Raw genomic sequence first — 16,268 nt, 5'->3', positions numbered from 1 at the left:
CTCCATGGGTGAGGCATTGATGTGTCCTGCCTGTGGGGGTTGTGCGATGAGTCGCCGTCAGTTCCGCGTGTCGTCTGGTGCGGGTAGAGGGTTGGCATCTGTCATCGCCCACCTGGCTAGCGGCGTGCAAGGGCGCTGGCTACGGGGGATCGCCCTCGCGGTCAGTGGCGTCCTGCTCGTGGCGCTGGGGACGCAGTCAGCCCAGGCGGTCATCGACGAGCACGCCCTGGCATCGGGTTCTGCGGTGCTGCCCCATCAGCGGACGGGTTCCGCTGCCGGGCTGTCGCACCAGGTGAAGTCGGCGGCACTGCGCACGAAGGGAAGCGCCTCCAGCCCGAAGGCCAAGCCGGTGCGGGGCGCGCTTCCGCCGTCCTCGACGCATGTACCGAAGGCGAAGGAGCGGGGTTCGTTCCGTCCGCAGGGGCATCTGTCGACGAAGCGCGTCTCGCCCCCGGCGCGGATCCGAGCTGCTCTGCTGAAGGAGGCTCAGCGAAAGGCGGCCAAGGCGGCCGGCGCCGACTCTTCAGCGCTTGCGGGCGACCCGCACATACCTGGCCCGAAGGCCGCCGGCGCGGAGGTGGTCAAGGACCGCACCGGGAACACGTCGGTGTTCAAGAACGCGGACGGCACCCTCACCGCGCGCGTCTACAGCCGCCCGGTGCACTACCGCACGGCAAAGGGCGCTTGGGCTGACATCGACAGCACTCTCGTGCAGGGTTCGGACGGCCGCTGGGTGGAACGTGCGGACTCGTCGCCCGCTGGCTTCGCCGCGAGCGGAAACGATTCGCTCCTGGTCTCGTATGGGCCGTCGGCAAATGAGCAGGTCGGCTACTCCCTGCAGGGCGCGGCAGCGGTGACGGGGCAGGCGTCGGGCAACGCGATCACCTACCCGGGGATCGCCGCTTCCTCGGACCTGAAGTACTCGGTCACGTCGGGAGGCGTGAAGGAGACTCTCCTCCTGCATGACGCCTCGGCCCCGACGAGCTGGGTGTTCCCGCTCCAGATGACCGGGCTGACCCCGTCCCTCACCTCGGACGGCAGCGTGGTGTTCAAGGATTCCAAGGGCGCTGTGCGGGTGACGATTCCGCACGGCTACATGGAGGACTCGAACATCGGCAAGGTGTCCGGTGAGGGTGCGACGTCCACCGGGGTGACCTACAGTCTGACCAGCGTGGACGGGGCTCCGGCGCTGCGGGTGTCGCTGGACGCGTCCTGGCTGCACGACAAGGCCCGGGTGTTCCCGGTCAAGGTCGACCCGACGAACCTGAACGCGTCCTCCAGCACGTATGTGGAGACGCCGTACGACATCAACTTCTCCACCGATTCGGTGCTGAAGGTCGGCTCGTACGACGGTGGCAGCCACAAGGCCAACAGCTATGTTCTGAACTGGTCGTTCGGTTCGACGTTCCAGAACGACTACATCGAGCAGGCGTCGCTGTACCTGGATGACGTGTGGTCCGGCGGCTGCACCGCGGAACCCGTTTACGTCCACGGGATCACCAGTTCCTGGAACGTCGGCACGATCGCGGACTATCCCGGCCTGTCGTACGGGTCAACGATCGGCTCCTCCAGCTTCGAGGCCGGGGCGAGCTGCGGCGGCTCCTCCTGGCACGGGATCGACATCGGTGACAACCCCGGCGCGGCCGGTGTGAAGCTGCTGGAGGGCTGGGCCCACGGCACGACCTACAACAACGGTCTGGCGCTGACCGCGGACAACTCCGTCGTCGCGGCGTGGAAGCAGTTCGCCAGCGTCAACTCCTCCTACCCGCCCTACCTGTCGGTCACCTACAGCTCCTACGGTGCCGACTACTCGATTCCCAAGCAGACGTACACCCAGCCCACCGCGAGCACCACCGGCTCGATGAAGGTGGCGCTCACCAACCGGGGCACCGCCTCCTGGTCGACGTCGAGCACCCAGCTCGCCACCGACATCTACAACACGTCCTGGACGAAGCTGAGCACCAACGCCACCAAGACGTACGTGACGAGTTCGGTCAGCCCCAACTCCTCACTGACGATGACCGGGACGCTCCCGGCCGAGCCACCCGGCCAGTACTACGTGTGCTGGGACATGCTGACCAGCGGCACCTCGTTCTACACCACCTACAACGTGCCTCAGACGTGCGCTGAGTTCACCTCCGCGGACACCCCGCCACAGATCGACTCGACCTCGCCGCCCTCCAACGTCGTGGCCGGCTCCCTCACGCCGCAGCTGTTCGCCAGCGGCAGCGACCCGGACAACTACCCCGGCAACGCCCTGACCTACGACTTCCAGGTCTACACCAACCCGACGTCCGGCAAGCCGTCCCTGGTGGTGGACTCCGGCTCGATCAGCAAGACCCAGTGGACCGTTCCGGCCGGCAAACTCGCCTGGAACCAGTCGTACTACTGGATCGTGTCGGACAGCGACGGCGACGCCCAGAGCGCGTGGTCCTATCCCTCGTACTTCTCCACGACCGTCCCCCAGCCGCTGATCACCTCGCATCTCGGTGAGGCGGCACAGGGCCCGGCCGGCCGGACCTTCGCCCCCAGGGTCGGGAACTACACCACCGCCGCGACGGACGCGGAGGTGTCCGTGGCGGGCCCGGCGTTGTCGGTGAGGCGTTCCTACAACTCGCTCGACCCGCGCACTGGCAACCTCTTCGGTGCGGGCTGGTCGACGCTGTACGACATGTCCGCGCTGCCGGACAACGACGGCTCGGGCGCGGTCGTGGTCACGCTGGCGAACGGCCAGGCGACGCGGTTCGGCCTGAACGCGGACGGGACCACCTTCACCCCACCGCAGGGCACCTACGCCACGTTCCAGACCGTCAGCGGCGGCGGCTACACCCTGACCGACAAGTCGGGCACCACGTATACGTTCGGTCAGCAGGTCGGCTCGGCCTGGAAGCTGAAGACGATCACGGACGCGTCCGGGCGGAGCGAGACCCTCTCGTACAACGCCGACGGCACCCTGGCCACCGTCACCAACACGACCAGCAGCCGCTCGCTGCACTTCACCTGGAGCGGCGGCCACGTCACCCAGGTGGCCACCGACCCGGCCACCTCCCCCGGCGGCACGGCCGAAACCTGGACGTACTCCTACAGCGGCGGCAACCTGACTGGGGTGTGCCCGCCCACGTCCTCCACGGCGTGCACCGCCTACTCCTACACCTCGGGGTCGTCCTCCGGCTCGCACTACCGCACGTCCGTACTGGACGCCAACCCCTCCTCCTACTGGCGCCTCGGTGAGTCGACCGGCACCTCGGCGGCCAGCGAGGTCGCCGTCAACGAGGGCAACGACAACGGCACCTACACCGGCGGTTACACCCTCGGCGCGGCCGGACCGCTGCCCGGCTCACCGACCACCGCCGCCACGTTCAACGGCTCCACTGGCTACGTCTCCCTGCCGAACAGCCTTCTGACCTCGGCGAGTTACGTCTCCGTCGGGATGTGGTTCAAGACCAGCGCCTCCGGTGTGCTGTTCGGCTACCAGAAGGACGCGCTGACTGGCACCTCCACGCCCGGCAACTACACGCCGGCGCTGTATGTCGGCACCTCCGGGAAGCTCTACGGCGAGTTCTGGGCGGGCAGCGTCTCCCCGATCTCCACCTCGTCCTCGGTCGCCGACGGCGCATGGCACTACGCGGTGCTGTCCGCCGCGGGCAACACGCAGTCGCTGTACCTGGACGGGAACCTTGTCGGCACCCTGTCGGGGCAGGTGTCGGTGACCGGCCAGCCGGTGGACGCCATCGGCACCGGATTCATCGGCGGCCACTGGCCCGACGAGCCGCACTACAGCACCTCCAGCAACACCGGGTACCGCACCTTCTTCAACGGCTCCGTCGCCGAAGCCGCCTTCTACACCCACGCGCTCGGCCTCCCGGCCGTCCAGCAGCAGTACACCGCCGGCACCCACGCAGCCAGCGAGCTGACCGGCACCACCCTGCCCTCGGGCAAGACCGCACTGGCCGCCTCCTACGACGCCTCCCGCGACCAGGCCACCCAGATCACCGACGCCGACGGCGGCACCTGGAAGCTCGGCCAGCCCACCACCACCGGCTCCGGCGCCTACTACCGAGACGCGGTCATCTCCCAGGCCGCCCCCAACTACTGGCGCTTCCAGGACACCTCCGGCAACCAAGCTGCCAACGAAGTCGCCGGAACCACGGCCTCCAACTGGTGGTCCTCCGGCCCCGCCACCTACAACAACGTCACCCTGGGAGCCCCGGGGCTGTTCACCGGCAGCCCGGAGACCGCCGCGTCCTTCAACGGCACCAGCTCCTACGTGTCGCTGCCGTCCACCACGATCTACGGCGGCAAGGTCTCGGCGAACTTCTCCATCGAGCTGTGGTTCAAGACCAGCGCCTCCGGTGAAACCCTGTTCAGCTACCAGAGCGGCCCCATCGGCACCACCCTGTCGGCCAACTACACCCCCGCCCTGTACGTCGGCGCCGACGGACACCTGTACGGACAGTGGTGGGACCACCTGCTGTCACCCATGGAGTCCCCGGACCCCGTGAACGACGGGCAGTGGCACCAGGCCGTGCTCACCGTGAACACCAACGGTGAGCAGACCCTCAACCTGGACGGCCAGCAGGCCGACACCCGCACCGGCCAGCAACTGGACTTCACCGGCGAGAACGTCGTCTCCATCGGCGCCGGCTACCTGTCAGGATCCTGGCCCTCCCTGCCCTCGAACAACCCCCAGGGCTACTTCAACGGCTCCATCGCCGAGGTCTCCACCTTCAACCAGGCCCTCAGCACGCAGACCGTCGCAGCCCAGTACGCCGCCCGCGGCACCTCCAACGGCGCCACCCCGGTCACCACCGCGACCGTGACCGACCCCACCAACAAGACCCTCACCTACCGCTACGACCCGGCCAACGGCTCCCGCCTGATCTCGGTCACCAACGCGCTCGGCCACACCACCTCCTACTCCTACGACTCCGGCGGCTTTTTCGCCACGGTGACCGACCCGGACGGCAACTTCACCACCACCACGCAAAACACGCGCGGGGACGTGCTGTCGACCACGACCAGCGACATGCACGGTGACACCACCACCAGCTACTCCAGCTACCCGGCCGCCGGCACGTACGGCATCACCGACCCACGCAACGACGAGCCCACCTCCACCGCCGACCCGCGCTCCACCAGCGCCACCGACACCACCTACGCCACTACCTACACGTACAACTCCGCCGGGGACCTGCTCACCTCCACAGACCCCGACCAGCACGCGGTCACCAAGACATACACGGCGGGCACCGAGTCCGCCGTCGGGGGCGGCACCGAACCGGCCGGGCTCCTGGCAACCGCCAAGGACCCGAAGGGCAACATCACCAGCTACGCCTACGACAGCGCCGGCGACCTCGCCCAGGTGACCTCGCCCTCGGGACTGAAGACCACCTACACCTACGACAACCTCGGCCGGCGCCTCACCAGCACCCAGACCTCGGATACCTATCCAGCCGGCGTGACCACCAGCTACACCTACGACGGCCAGGACCGCATCGTCACCGCCACCGAACCGGCCACTACGGATGCCGTCAAGGGAACCAACCACACCCCCCAGACCACCTACACCTACGACGACGACGGCAACACCATCGCGCAGGCGGTCGCGGACACCACCGGCGGGGACACCACCCGCACCAGCGCCTGGACGTACAACTCCCACGACCAGCTCGACTCGGTCACCGACCCCGCGGGCCGCAAGACCACCTACGGCTACGACGCCTACGGCAACCGCACCGCCGAGACCGATCCCAATGGCAACGCCTACACCTACGCGTACTCACCGACCGGTGAACTGCTCACCACCACACTGACCAACTACATCGGAGACCCGGTCAACCCCTCCTCGCCCACATCGCTGGTGCTGGACTCGCGCGCCTACGACCCGGCGGGCTGGCTCGCCTCCGACACCGACGCGATGGGGCGGACCACCGGCTACTACTACAACTGGAACCACAAGCTCATCCAGGCCTACCTGGCCAACTTCCACAACCCGGATGGCTCCACCACCACCAAGGTCCTCCAGCAGGACGCCTACGACGCCGCCGGCCATCTGACGGAACAGCAGAACACCGCCGCTCTGATCGAGACCGACTACACCGTCGACCCCGCGGGCCTGGTCACCAGCTCCGTCTTCGACCCCTACGGCCAGAACAAGACCACCACCTCCAACAGCTACGACGTCGACGGCAACCTCATCTCCGCGTCCGTCACCAAGGGCAGCACCACCGAACAGACCGACTACGCCTACGACGCCTTGGGCGACGTCACCTCGCAGACCGTCCACGACGGTTCCACCAACCTGATCACCACCCACACCTACGACCAGCGCGGACTGCTCACATCCACCACCGATCCGCGCGGCAACGTCTCCGGCGCCACCCCCGCGAACTACACCACCGCCTTCACCTCAGACCAGGCCGGCCAGCTCACCCAGGTGACAGCGCCGACGGTGAACGCCGAGAAGAACGGGGCCGCCCCGCAGGCGATCCACCCCCTCACCTTCTACGGCTACGACACCTTCGGCGACCAGACCTCCGTCGACGACCCCGACGGCAACATCACCACCTACACCTACGATGCCGACGGCGAACGGGTCGCCACCTCGGGGGCTGCCTACACCCCGCCAGGGTCCACCACCTCCATCACTCCCACCGTCACCGCCCAGTACAACGCGGCCGGAAACATCACCGCCGCCACCGACGGCAACGGCAACTCCAGCAGCTACACCTACGACCAGTTCGGCAACCTGGCCCAAGCGGTTCAGCCCGCCGTAAGTGGCAGCGCACCGACCACCCACACCACGTATGACGCCGACGGTGAGAAGCTGTCCATCACCGACCCGACCGGGGCGGTCACCACGTCGACCTACGACGACCTCGGCCGCACCGTGACCGTCAGCCAGGTGGTCCGGCAACCGACCACCACCACGGACACAACTACCTACGGCTACGACGCGGCAGGCAACCCCAACTCGACGACCCTGCCCGGCGGTCAGATCTCCACGGCTGCCTACGACGCTGCCGGTAACCGGATCACCGCCACCGACCCGCTGGGCAACAGCACTCACTACACGTATGACCTCGACAACAGGCTGACCCAGACCACGCTGCCTGACGGCACGGCCATCACCCGCACCTACGACCTGGCCGGACGCCAGACCGGTACGGCAAAGCTGAACGCGTCCGGCACCACACTGGCCTCCACCTCTACCAGCTACGACCCGGCCGGCAATCCCACCGCGGTCACCGACGCCAACGGCCACACCAGCAGCTACACCTACGACGCCACCAACGTCCTCACACAGCAGACCGAACCGGTCACTGCCACCTCGTCCATCACCACCAGCTTCGGCTACGACGCGGCCGGGAAGCACACCCGTTACACCGACGGCAACGGCAACGCCACCATCACCACCTACAACACCCTCGGCCTGGCCGAATCAACCATCGAGCCGAGCACTCCCTCCTTCCCGAACGTCGCCGACCGCACCACCACCATCGCCTACGACGCCGACGGCCATCCCGTCACCGTCACCCGACCCGGTGGCGTCACCGAGACCAGCACCTACAACGCCGACGGACAGCTGACCAGCCAGTCAGGCAGCGGAGCCGAGGCAACCACCACCACCCGCACCTTCAGCTACGATGCCGCCGGCCGCGTCACCTCCGCCAGCGCCCCCAACGGCACCAACACCTACACGTACAACGACCGCGGCGAGATCACCGCAGCCAGTGGACCCTCCGGCACCGCCAGCTACGCCTACAACTCCAACGGTCAACTGACCTCCCGGACCGACAAGGCCGGCACCAGCGCCTTCACCTACGACAACGCCGGAAACCTTGCGACTGCCGCCGACCCGCTGACCGGCACCACGCTGACCTACACCCGAAACACCCTCGGCCAGGTCACCGGCATCTCCTACGGCAGCGGTGCCGCCAGCCAAAGCCTCACCTATGACGCCCAGCACCGGCTGACCGGCCAAACCCTCACCGCCCCCGGTGGTGCCACTGAAGCGGCCACCAGCTACGGCTACGACACAGCAGGAAACATCACCTCTCAGGCCACCACCGGCACTGCCGCAGCCGCCAGCAACACCTACACCTACGACCAGGCAAACCGGCTGACCAGCTGGAACAACGGGACCACCAGCACCTCCTACGGCTACGACAACGCAGGCAACCGCACCAGCACCGCCAGTGGCTCAACCACCGCCACAGCCACCTACAACGCCCGCAACCAGCTGACATCCACCACCGCAGGCTCAGCGACCACCAACTACAGCTACACCGCCCGAGGCACCCTGGCGACGGTCACCGGCACCAGCACCGAGACCCTCACCTACGACGCCTTCGACCAACTCGTCACCGACGGCACCACCAATTACACCCACGACGCCTTCGGCCGCCTTGCCACCGCAGGATCGGCAACCTTCACCTACAACGGCACCGACAACACCATCGTCTCCGACGGCACCGACACCTACAGCCGTGGCCTCGGTAACCAGCTGATCGGCATCAGCAACAGTGCGGGCGCATCCCTGGCCTACACCGACCAGCACGGCGACCTCAGCGCCACCTTCACCGCAACTGGCACAGCCCTGGCCGGCTCCACCGCCTATGCCCCCTACGGGCAGGTCATCGCCAGCAGCGGCACCAGGCACGACCTCGGCTACCAAGGTGGCTGGACCGACCCCACCACCAGCCGAACCGCCACCGCCAGCCGCTGGTACGACCCGGCAACCGGCAACTTCACCAGCCACGACGCCACCGCCCAGCCCCCCGCCCCCTCCGTCAACGCCAACCCCTACACCTACGGCAACGACAACCCCCTCACCAACGCCGACCCCTCCGGCAACAGCTCCTGCTACAGCGCGCCCTACACCCCCGCTCCGGAACCGAGCTCCAACTGGCAGCCGGCAGGCGACGGTGGTGGCGGAGACACCGGCGGCGGTGGCGGAGGCGGCGGAGGGGGTTACACCGCGCCGCACGATGTCACCAGCACGTACGACGCGACTCAGGGCGACGACATCTGGAACACCCTCGAAGTGGTGGGCCTGGGCATCATTTTCGGCGTAGCTGTTGTAGCCGCCGTTGTCACCGGGGTGGGCGAAGTCGCCGCCGGACTGGCAGCGATAGGCGCAGGCCTCGCAGCCGCCTTCGACTTCGGGTACTCCAGCTGCGACGTCGCAATCAGCCACCCCGCACCGCCGCCGCCCCCGCCGCCGACCGCGCAGATGGGCCTGCGTGAAAACCCGGGCGCTCGCCCCAGTGGCCAAGCCGACGGTGCCAGCCCCAAGATCGACCCGTCCAAGTTCAAGGTGGTCGCCACTGTGGCTGCCGCTGCCGCAGCCCAGGCAGGCCACCAGCCGCTCGCCAACGGCGGAACCTCAGCGGCTGCCGCAAACGCACTGGCCTCGCTCACCGCGGCGGGGGCTACCGCGGCGTTCTGCACCCTGACGGGGGCGTGCACGCCCCAAGACGATCAGTCGGACCCGGGGTGTCAAGTCGACGGTGCTGGATGGACCGACTATGGACCAGTCGACATCGGCCATGGCGGACGCGCGACTGGAGTGACGGCGTGCCTGGACAGCAGCTACTTGGAGTCACATCCGGGCACCTCGACCGAGACCAACAAGGGCGAGGGGATCGTTCCGCCAGGCTATGACTGGGCGCGAAAGTACGTCGGTTATTTGGGCGGCAAGCCGAGTGGTGTGAACGCCTGCCACCTCCTGGGCGCACAATTGAGCGGCTCCGGCACCAATCTCGAAAATCTTGCGACCTGCGGAACGGATGGAAACTCGTACGTCGGGAAGCCCAATAAGCCGATCAAGCCGATGGATAGCATGCTGCATTTCGAAGACAAGGTGCGGCAGGCAGTGGATGACGGCAACATCGTTCTCTATCGGGTGACGCCGGTATATTCCGGTAGTCGAACCGTGCCGTACGAGATGCAAATGTCATACGTTTCCTGGGACCGCTCCGGAAGACTCAGCGGTGCCGCATCGGACACCGTTTCCAACCTCATATACACTGCGGGTAGCGGATGGAAGAACCTTGGCACAGCGGTCGACAGCCGAACCGGCGCCGATGCCCCCGTCGCCGGTCAGTAGCGCCGTGGATGTTCCACGAGAGAGGACTCGTATATGGGCCAGCCGGCTATGAGTCACCCCGCGATCCTGCGCCTTGGTCAGGCACTCGAAGCGCCTCCGACCGGTGGTGACCGCGTCGACTGGGACGCCCTGTTCGAGGAGTCGGGTCTGCGGTTGCCCGAGGACTACCGTGCCTTCGTCGAGGTCTATGGCGGGGGGGAAATCGATGAGTACCTTTCGGTAAGTACCCCGCCGGTTGCGGAGTCAGCCTATGGCGATCTGCTGGATGGGTTGAACCCATCGCTCCGTCCAGCAGATCTGGAGTTCTTGGCAGGTCACTTTGCCGGCGGTGCAACGCCGGAGGTATTGGCCTTCGGTGGCACTGCGAGCGGTGACGCAGTCTTCTGGCTGTGCACTGACACTGATCCCGACAAATGGAGTGTCGCCGCCTTTAGGCGCCAGTCACCCTACGGAACCGTTCCCTGGACGGTTTTCAGTGGCGGGATGGTGGAGTTCCTGCTGGCCGTCTTTGGCGGGAACCTCCAGCCTTTCAGTGACCGCACCCTTACCCAAGGGCCGCACGAATTTCTCGGTTGGCGGGCCATGAGAGGCTTCTGAAAGCCAGTTGCTGCTGGCATCCTTCTCGGCAGCCCAGGGCTGCGTCGTTCTCGCGGGGTGCTTAATCACCTGATGTCCAAGGGGGCGAGGGGCCTGGCGGGGTTGCGGGCGTAGTGGCGGAGGCCCTCAGCGGTGCTTGCGCGGCCGGTGAGCCGGGGACCAGGTTTCGGTCGGGGACACGCCCTAGTCGTAGGACGTGCCGAACCACCCGGCCGGGTGCCGCGCAGGAGGTGAGCCAGCGCGGCACTGAGGAGGAGACTTCATGTCCGTCTACGGATCAGGCGTGATCGAGGATGGCCTCGCCATCTCCCGCCAGAATGAGGGCGCCCCGGGTGACGGGCCCCATGACGTCTGGTTCGTCCCGTCCCCGGACTGGCTGGAGGGCGTTTCGGCGCTGTATCCGGCCTGGCCGGCAGCGGGAAGTCTGATCTGCTGGGGGGAGGATTCGAACCAGAACGTTCTGTGCTGGTCCACCCGAGGCAGTGATCCGGATGGGTGGCCGGTCATCGTCTGGGACTCCGGCGGTCTCGACGGCGAGGCGTTCATCGAGTTCGACTGTGGCATGGCAGAGTTGCTGCTTCGGATCTTCAGTGAAGAACAGCCGTATCCCCTCAGCGAGGGACTTCTGGGAGGTGTCACCCGTCCCAGATTCGTGCATCGCAGGGAAGAGGCCCGTCTCCGGGGGCTCGGCATCAGCCCTTGGCCGGACGCTTGAGCCTCGCCGTCGACCAGGCGCAGCCTCGTGCCCAGGAAGCGGGCGCGCGGCTGGCGTCTGGCACTTCACGAGCCAACTGCCAGACTTACCCGCGTACTTCGGTGCGGGCGGTTGCGGGGCATGGCCAGCACCAGCTTCCCCTGGCGGCCATGCTCGCCCTCACCGCAGACCCCCCTCTGGTCCACCGGCACCTGGGGCCACTCCGGCGCCTACGCCACCCTCCAGAACGACGGCAACTTTGTCGTCTACAAGAGCGGCGGCGGCCCCAGCACCGGCGGCGCCCTGTGGTCCACCGACACCTACAAGGACGTGCCCTGACACAACTGACCACACAGGAATGAGACCCTGACCGACTGCTCTGTCCGGCCGCCGCCTGGCAGAGCAATCCGGTTTTCTCGTCGCGTCGGGCGTGGGTGTACCCGGCCGCTGCCGCCCGCTCCAGTGCGGTGGACAAGTCGGGCGCGTGGTCAGCGAGCATCGTCAGCCCCTCGTGCAGGTAGCGGTAGGCGGTCGGCAGCGAGATTCCGTCGTCCCGGGCGAGCTGGGCCAGCCGGGTGTCGTCGACGAACCAGCGCAGCACGAGCACCGCCTGCCGGAAGACGCCCAGCGCGCGAGTGCCCCTGCGAGTGCCGAGCAGTTCACGATGCCCGCGCAGCAGCTTCGTGAGATGCTCCGCGGTCCCCCTGCGGACATCCAGGACAGCGGTGTAGGTGATACTGGAGGGCACGTGGAGCCTCTGATTGTACGGAACGTGATCTTCGCAGACGTGTTCTTACCAGGGGCTTCATCCCTGCCTGACGCCAGGTCGACATCCCGCCGACCGGCCTGTCATCGGGCACAGCAACCGTCGCGTTGTCGTGAAGACCTCAGTGAACTGGCGCAGTCAACCAGGAACAGACCGGAGTGTTTCGTGGAGTTGACCAGAATGCGTTGCACCATGCTCGTCGTCCTCGGCGCGGTGCTCACCGTGGGTGGCTGCACGTCCGGTACGGCCCACGAGGCCAGCAGTACAGCCGGTGCTCCGGCAACGTCCGCGGCGGGTCCAGCGGCGATCGAGATGATGGATGACATCACCGCGGTGTTCGAGAACGGTGCCACCGCTCCGCAATACGCCTACATTACCGATCTGCACGACGGCTGTGGATACACGGCGGGGTGGATCGGGTTCTGCAGCCAGAGCGGCGACATGCTCGCGTTGGTCAAGAGGTACAACGCAGTCGCAGCCCACAACGTGCTCGCGAAGTACTCCTCCGTCCTTCAGCGACTGGCCGACTCGGGAAGTGACGACACCGGCGCGCTGGGCGCGGCGTTCGTGCGCGACTGGAAGAAGGCCGCCCTGGACCCGGCCTTCCGGAGGTTGCAGATCCAGGTGGGACACGACACGTACCTCGCCCCTGCCATGAAGCTGGCCGCGCAGGAGGGGGTGAAGAGTGAGCTGGGTCTGGAGAACCTCTACGACACCGCCCTGATGATGGGCCAGACTTCCGACGACTGCGACGGCATGCTGAAGATCGCCCACGAGACCGACAAGCTGCTCGGGGGCAACCCGGCCTCCGGGGTGAACGAGGTGACATGGCTGGCCCGGTTCAACACTGCCCGCCGCAAGCACATGGAGCACCCCTGCACCGCCGGCCGCGAGAACGACTGGCCGCAGGCGGTCGACCGGTCGCAGGCTCTGCAGGAGCTCGCGGACCACGGCGAGTGGGATCTGAAGGCTCCGCTGACCGTGGGCGCCGACTTCAGACTGACCATCGGCAGGCCGCGGGACTGACGCGTCCTTCACGGCGCCGACCCGCTCATCTGCTTTGCGGACTTTTTTCGCGTGCTTCAACAGTTTCTGTACGACAAGCAGTTTTAAGCCACTAGTGTCTGGATCTCGTGCAGACCATTCCGGAGGGCTCGGCGCCCGCCGGGGACAGCGTGACGCGAGAGGCGTCGCCGTCTCCCGACATCCCCATTCAGGAGCCGCCCCACGGGCCTGCCGTGGCCGGTTCCCCGGCCGAGCCCACCGGCGACACACGGAACCTAAGTGGCCTGCCGATACGACGCCTCACCCCCAAACCCATCTTCGTCGACATGTCAGGAGGCCGCCGCAGGCGGCTGCGCATCCTGGTGGCGGCGTTGGTGACTCCGGCAGCGGCCTACGTCGCCCTGCTCGTCAGCACCTTCCTGGGCGGCCCGACCCTGCCGGCGCTCCTGCCGCACCCCCTTCGGCCCCAACCGGGCGCCGTCGCAGAGCACGCGCACGAGATGCACCGGGCCGGGACATCCCCGACGGCCGCGGCGGCCGGCACCGCTCAGCGGCACCGGAGCGCGGGCCTGGCGACGACCGTGTCGAAGGCCATCGGCGGCACGTCCGCCAAGGCGAAGTCACCCTCGACGGTGAAATCGTCCCCGACGCCGAAACCGTCCCCGACCGCGACGCCGTCCCCGAGTCCGACGGGGTCCCCGAGTCCGACGCGGTCCCCGAGTCCGACGCGGTCCAAGGGCCCCAAGCCGCCCCCGCACCCGAAGCAGACCCCGACCGGGCCGCCCTCTGCCTCACCCACCCACGGCACACTCGGGCTCTGACGGCCTACCAGGTCCTCCGTCCTCTGCTCCACGCCCGCAGTTCCATTCCAGAACTCGTCACTCATCCCAGAAATCACCGATGTGAGCTCTTCCCCACGGCGTGGCCGTACCGCCCGCGAAACGCCGGTGCGCACCCACTGGGTGCTGCTGGCGACCATGGTGCTGACCCTCACCCTCACGCTGCTCGTCGAGGGTTACACGCAGCACATGTTCGGCTTCCAGGACGATGGCGGGAACCCCCCGCAGGGACCCGCCGACAAGGTGCCGCCCTCGGTCGAGAACGGCGGCCCGGTGATCTCGTCCACCGGATCCACACCGGTCTCGCTCACCCCACCGGCGCACACCGTGGTACTCACCTTCGACGACGGCCCGGACCCGACCTGGACCCCCAAGGTCCTGGCGACGTTGGAACGGCACCATGTGCCCGCGACCTTCTTCCTCGTGGGCACCGGCGTGGCCACACACCCCGGACTGGTCGCCCGGATGGCGAAGGATCACGACGAACTCGGCCTGCACAGCTTCACCCACCCCTACCTGCCCGCCCTGCCCAGCTGGCAGCGCACGCTGGAGATGCGGGAGGACCAGCTCGCGGTGGCCGGCGCCTCGGGAGTCACCAGCAGCCTTTTCCGGCCCCCTTACTCCTCCAGCGCCGACGCGGTGGGCAACGCCGACTGGTCCGTGATGCGACAGCTCGGCCGGCAGGGCTACCTGACCGTGCTCGTCACCCAGGACAGCGAGGACTGGCAGAAGCCCGGCGTGCAGCGGATCGTCCACAACGCCACCCCGCCCAAGTCCACCGGCCAAGTGATTCTCTTCCACGACGCTGGCGGTGACCGCGCACAGACCATCGCCGCGCTCGACAGACTGATCCCACGACTCAAGGCGCGCGGCTACCGCTTCCAGACGGTCAGCCAAGCCTTCCACCTCACCGGCGCCAACCGCCCGGCCTCCACGAGCCAGTACCTGCTCGGCGTCGGGCTGCTGTGGCTGCTCAAGGGGGCGCTTTGGGGTCTCGACGGACTCGACCTGCTACTGCTCGTAGCCGGAGTGCTGGGCATCCTGCGCGCCGTGATCTCCATGATCGCCGCTGCCAGGCACCGGCGGCACGCCAAGACGGCGTGGGGACCGCCCGTCACCGAACCGGTGTCGGTGATCGTCCCCGCCTACAACGAGTCGGCCGGTATCGAGGCGACCGTCCGGTCCCTGGTCGCATCGGACCACCCGGTCGAGATCATCGTCGTGGACGACGGCTCCACCGACGGCACCGCCGACATCGTCGAGGCACTCGGCCTGTCGGGCGTACGGGTGATCCGCCAGCAGAACGCGGGCAAGCCCGCCGCCCTCAACACGGGGATCGCCGCCGCCTCGCACGAGATCGTGGTCATGATGGACGGCGACACGGTCTTCGAGCCGGACGCGGTCCGCCATCTAGTGCAACCGTTCTCCGACCCACGGATCGGAGCGGTCTCCGGCAACGCCAAGGTCGTCAACCGGCGCGGCCTGCTGGGCCGTTGGCAGCACATCGAGTACGTCGTCGGCTTCAACCTGGACCGGCGGCTCTTCGACCTGGCCCGGTGCATGCCCACCGTGCCGGGCGCGATCGGCGCCTGGCGCCGGGCCGCACTGGTGCGCGTCGGCGGTGTCTCCGAGGCGACACTCGCCGAGGACACCGACCTCACCATGGCGATCTGGCGGGATGGCTGGCGCGTGGTCTACGAGGAGAAGGCCGTTGCCTGGACCGAGGCTCCCGCTTCCCTCGGAGCCCTGTGGCGGCAGCGTTACCGCTGGTGCTACGGGACCCTGCAGGCGATGTGGAAGCACCGCCGGGCCGTCCGCCAGAGCGGCGCGGCCGGCAGGTTCGGCCGTCGCGGGCTGCTCTTCCTGCTGCTTTTCCAGGTGCTGCTGCCGTTGTTCGCACCCTTGGTCGACGTGCTGAGCGTGTACGGGGTGATCTTCCTCGACCCTGTCCACGTACTGCTGCTGTGGTGCTCGTTCCTGCTCATCCAGGTAGTCACCGGGGCCTATGCGTTCCGCCTCGACGGCGAACGGCGCGGACCGTTGTGGAGCCTGCCGTTCCAGCAGTTCGTGTACCGACAGCTGATGTACCTCGTGGTGGTCCAGTCGGTCGCCACGGCCCTGTCCGGCAGCCGACTGCGCTGGCAGCGCATGGAACGCTACGGCTCCCACCAGGAAGCACCACTGTCACCGGCAACGGGGGCCCGGGGCTGACGGCAGCGGTTGCCCTGCTGGCACCCACAGTCACAGCCCGAACCG

The 16,268-nt window shown here is 67.6% G+C and carries 7 protein-coding genes and 1 pseudogene; 6 read left to right on the top strand and 2 right to left on the bottom strand.

The genetic code is table 11. From position 1 onward, the window contains the following. Positions 1–91: 91 nt before the first annotated feature. The 4 genes from ACWDEN_RS23430 to ACWDEN_RS23415 all read left to right on the top strand — a co-directional run bounded on the left by ACWDEN_RS23430 (position 92) and on the right by ACWDEN_RS23415 (position 11,741). Positions 92–10,111 carry a LamG-like jellyroll fold domain-containing protein gene (locus ACWDEN_RS23430; RefSeq protein WP_450860043.1) on the top strand — a complete coding sequence of 3,340 codons (10,020 nt, stop codon included), beginning with the start codon at positions 92–94 and terminating at the stop codon, positions 10,109–10,111. Positions 10,112–10,159: 48 nt separating this feature from the next. Next, positions 10,160–10,708, top strand: coding sequence for an SMI1/KNR4 family protein (locus ACWDEN_RS23425; RefSeq protein WP_351607653.1), 549 nt, complete (start codon positions 10,160–10,162; stop codon positions 10,706–10,708). A gap of 262 nt (positions 10,709–10,970) precedes the next feature. Further along, complete coding sequence (locus ACWDEN_RS23420; RefSeq protein WP_450860042.1) at positions 10,971–11,423, top strand: hypothetical protein; 453 nt, start codon at positions 10,971–10,973, stop codon at positions 11,421–11,423. 120 nt (positions 11,424–11,543) lie between these two features. Beyond that, a complete protein-coding gene (locus ACWDEN_RS23415) occupies positions 11,544–11,741 on the top strand; it encodes a hypothetical protein (RefSeq protein WP_351607673.1) in 198 nt (65 codons plus the stop codon). A 79-nt stretch (positions 11,742–11,820) separates the two neighbouring features. Here ACWDEN_RS23415 and ACWDEN_RS23410 read toward each other — a convergent pair. Further along, positions 11,821–12,150, bottom strand: a pseudogene (locus tag ACWDEN_RS23410) (IS5/IS1182 family transposase); the annotation flags it as partial. A 183-nt stretch (positions 12,151–12,333) separates the two neighbouring features. On the opposite strand from ACWDEN_RS23410, the gene ACWDEN_RS23405 reads away from it, so the two are divergent. After that, the gene (locus ACWDEN_RS23405; protein ID WP_351607659.1) at positions 12,334–13,194 is read left to right on the top strand and encodes a chitosanase; all 861 of its coding nucleotides are present in this window, start codon (positions 12,334–12,336) and stop codon (positions 13,192–13,194) included. 526 nt (positions 13,195–13,720) lie between these two features. Here ACWDEN_RS23405 and ACWDEN_RS23400 read toward each other — a convergent pair. Beyond that, complete coding sequence (locus ACWDEN_RS23400) at positions 13,721–14,059, bottom strand: hypothetical protein (RefSeq protein ID WP_351607661.1); 339 nt, start codon at positions 14,057–14,059, stop codon at positions 13,721–13,723. A gap of 91 nt (positions 14,060–14,150) precedes the next feature. Here ACWDEN_RS23400 and ACWDEN_RS23395 point away from each other — a divergent pair, with 91 nt between their 5' ends. Beyond that, positions 14,151–16,223 (top strand): bifunctional polysaccharide deacetylase/glycosyltransferase family 2 protein, encoded by a 2,073-nt coding sequence (locus ACWDEN_RS23395; RefSeq protein WP_450860070.1) that lies wholly within the window; start codon positions 14,151–14,153, stop codon positions 16,221–16,223. Positions 16,224–16,268 lie beyond the last annotated feature (45 nt).

The organism is Streptomyces sp. NPDC001153, from assembly GCF_053598315.1.
The sequence above is the reverse complement of the archived record's forward strand: the minus strand, read 5'-3'. Positions and strand labels throughout refer to the sequence as shown.

Bases quoted from the DNA above. Each gene is read 5' to 3' on its own strand.
- ACWDEN_RS23425 (WP_351607653.1), top strand. From the start codon at position 10,160: ATGAGTCACCCCGCGATCCTGCGCCTTGGTCAGGCACTCGAAGCGCCT.
- ACWDEN_RS23420 (WP_450860042.1), top strand. From the start codon at position 10,971: ATGTCCGTCTACGGATCAGGCGTGATCGAGGATGGCCTCGCCATCTCC.
- ACWDEN_RS23415 (WP_351607673.1), top strand. From the start codon at position 11,544: ATGGCCAGCACCAGCTTCCCCTGGCGGCCATGCTCGCCCTCACCGCAG.
- ACWDEN_RS23400 (WP_351607661.1), bottom strand. From the start codon at position 14,059: ATGAGTGACGAGTTCTGGAATGGAACTGCGGGCGTGGAGCAGAGGACG.
- ACWDEN_RS23395 (WP_450860070.1), top strand. From the start codon at position 14,151: ATGGTGCTGACCCTCACCCTCACGCTGCTCGTCGAGGGTTACACGCAG.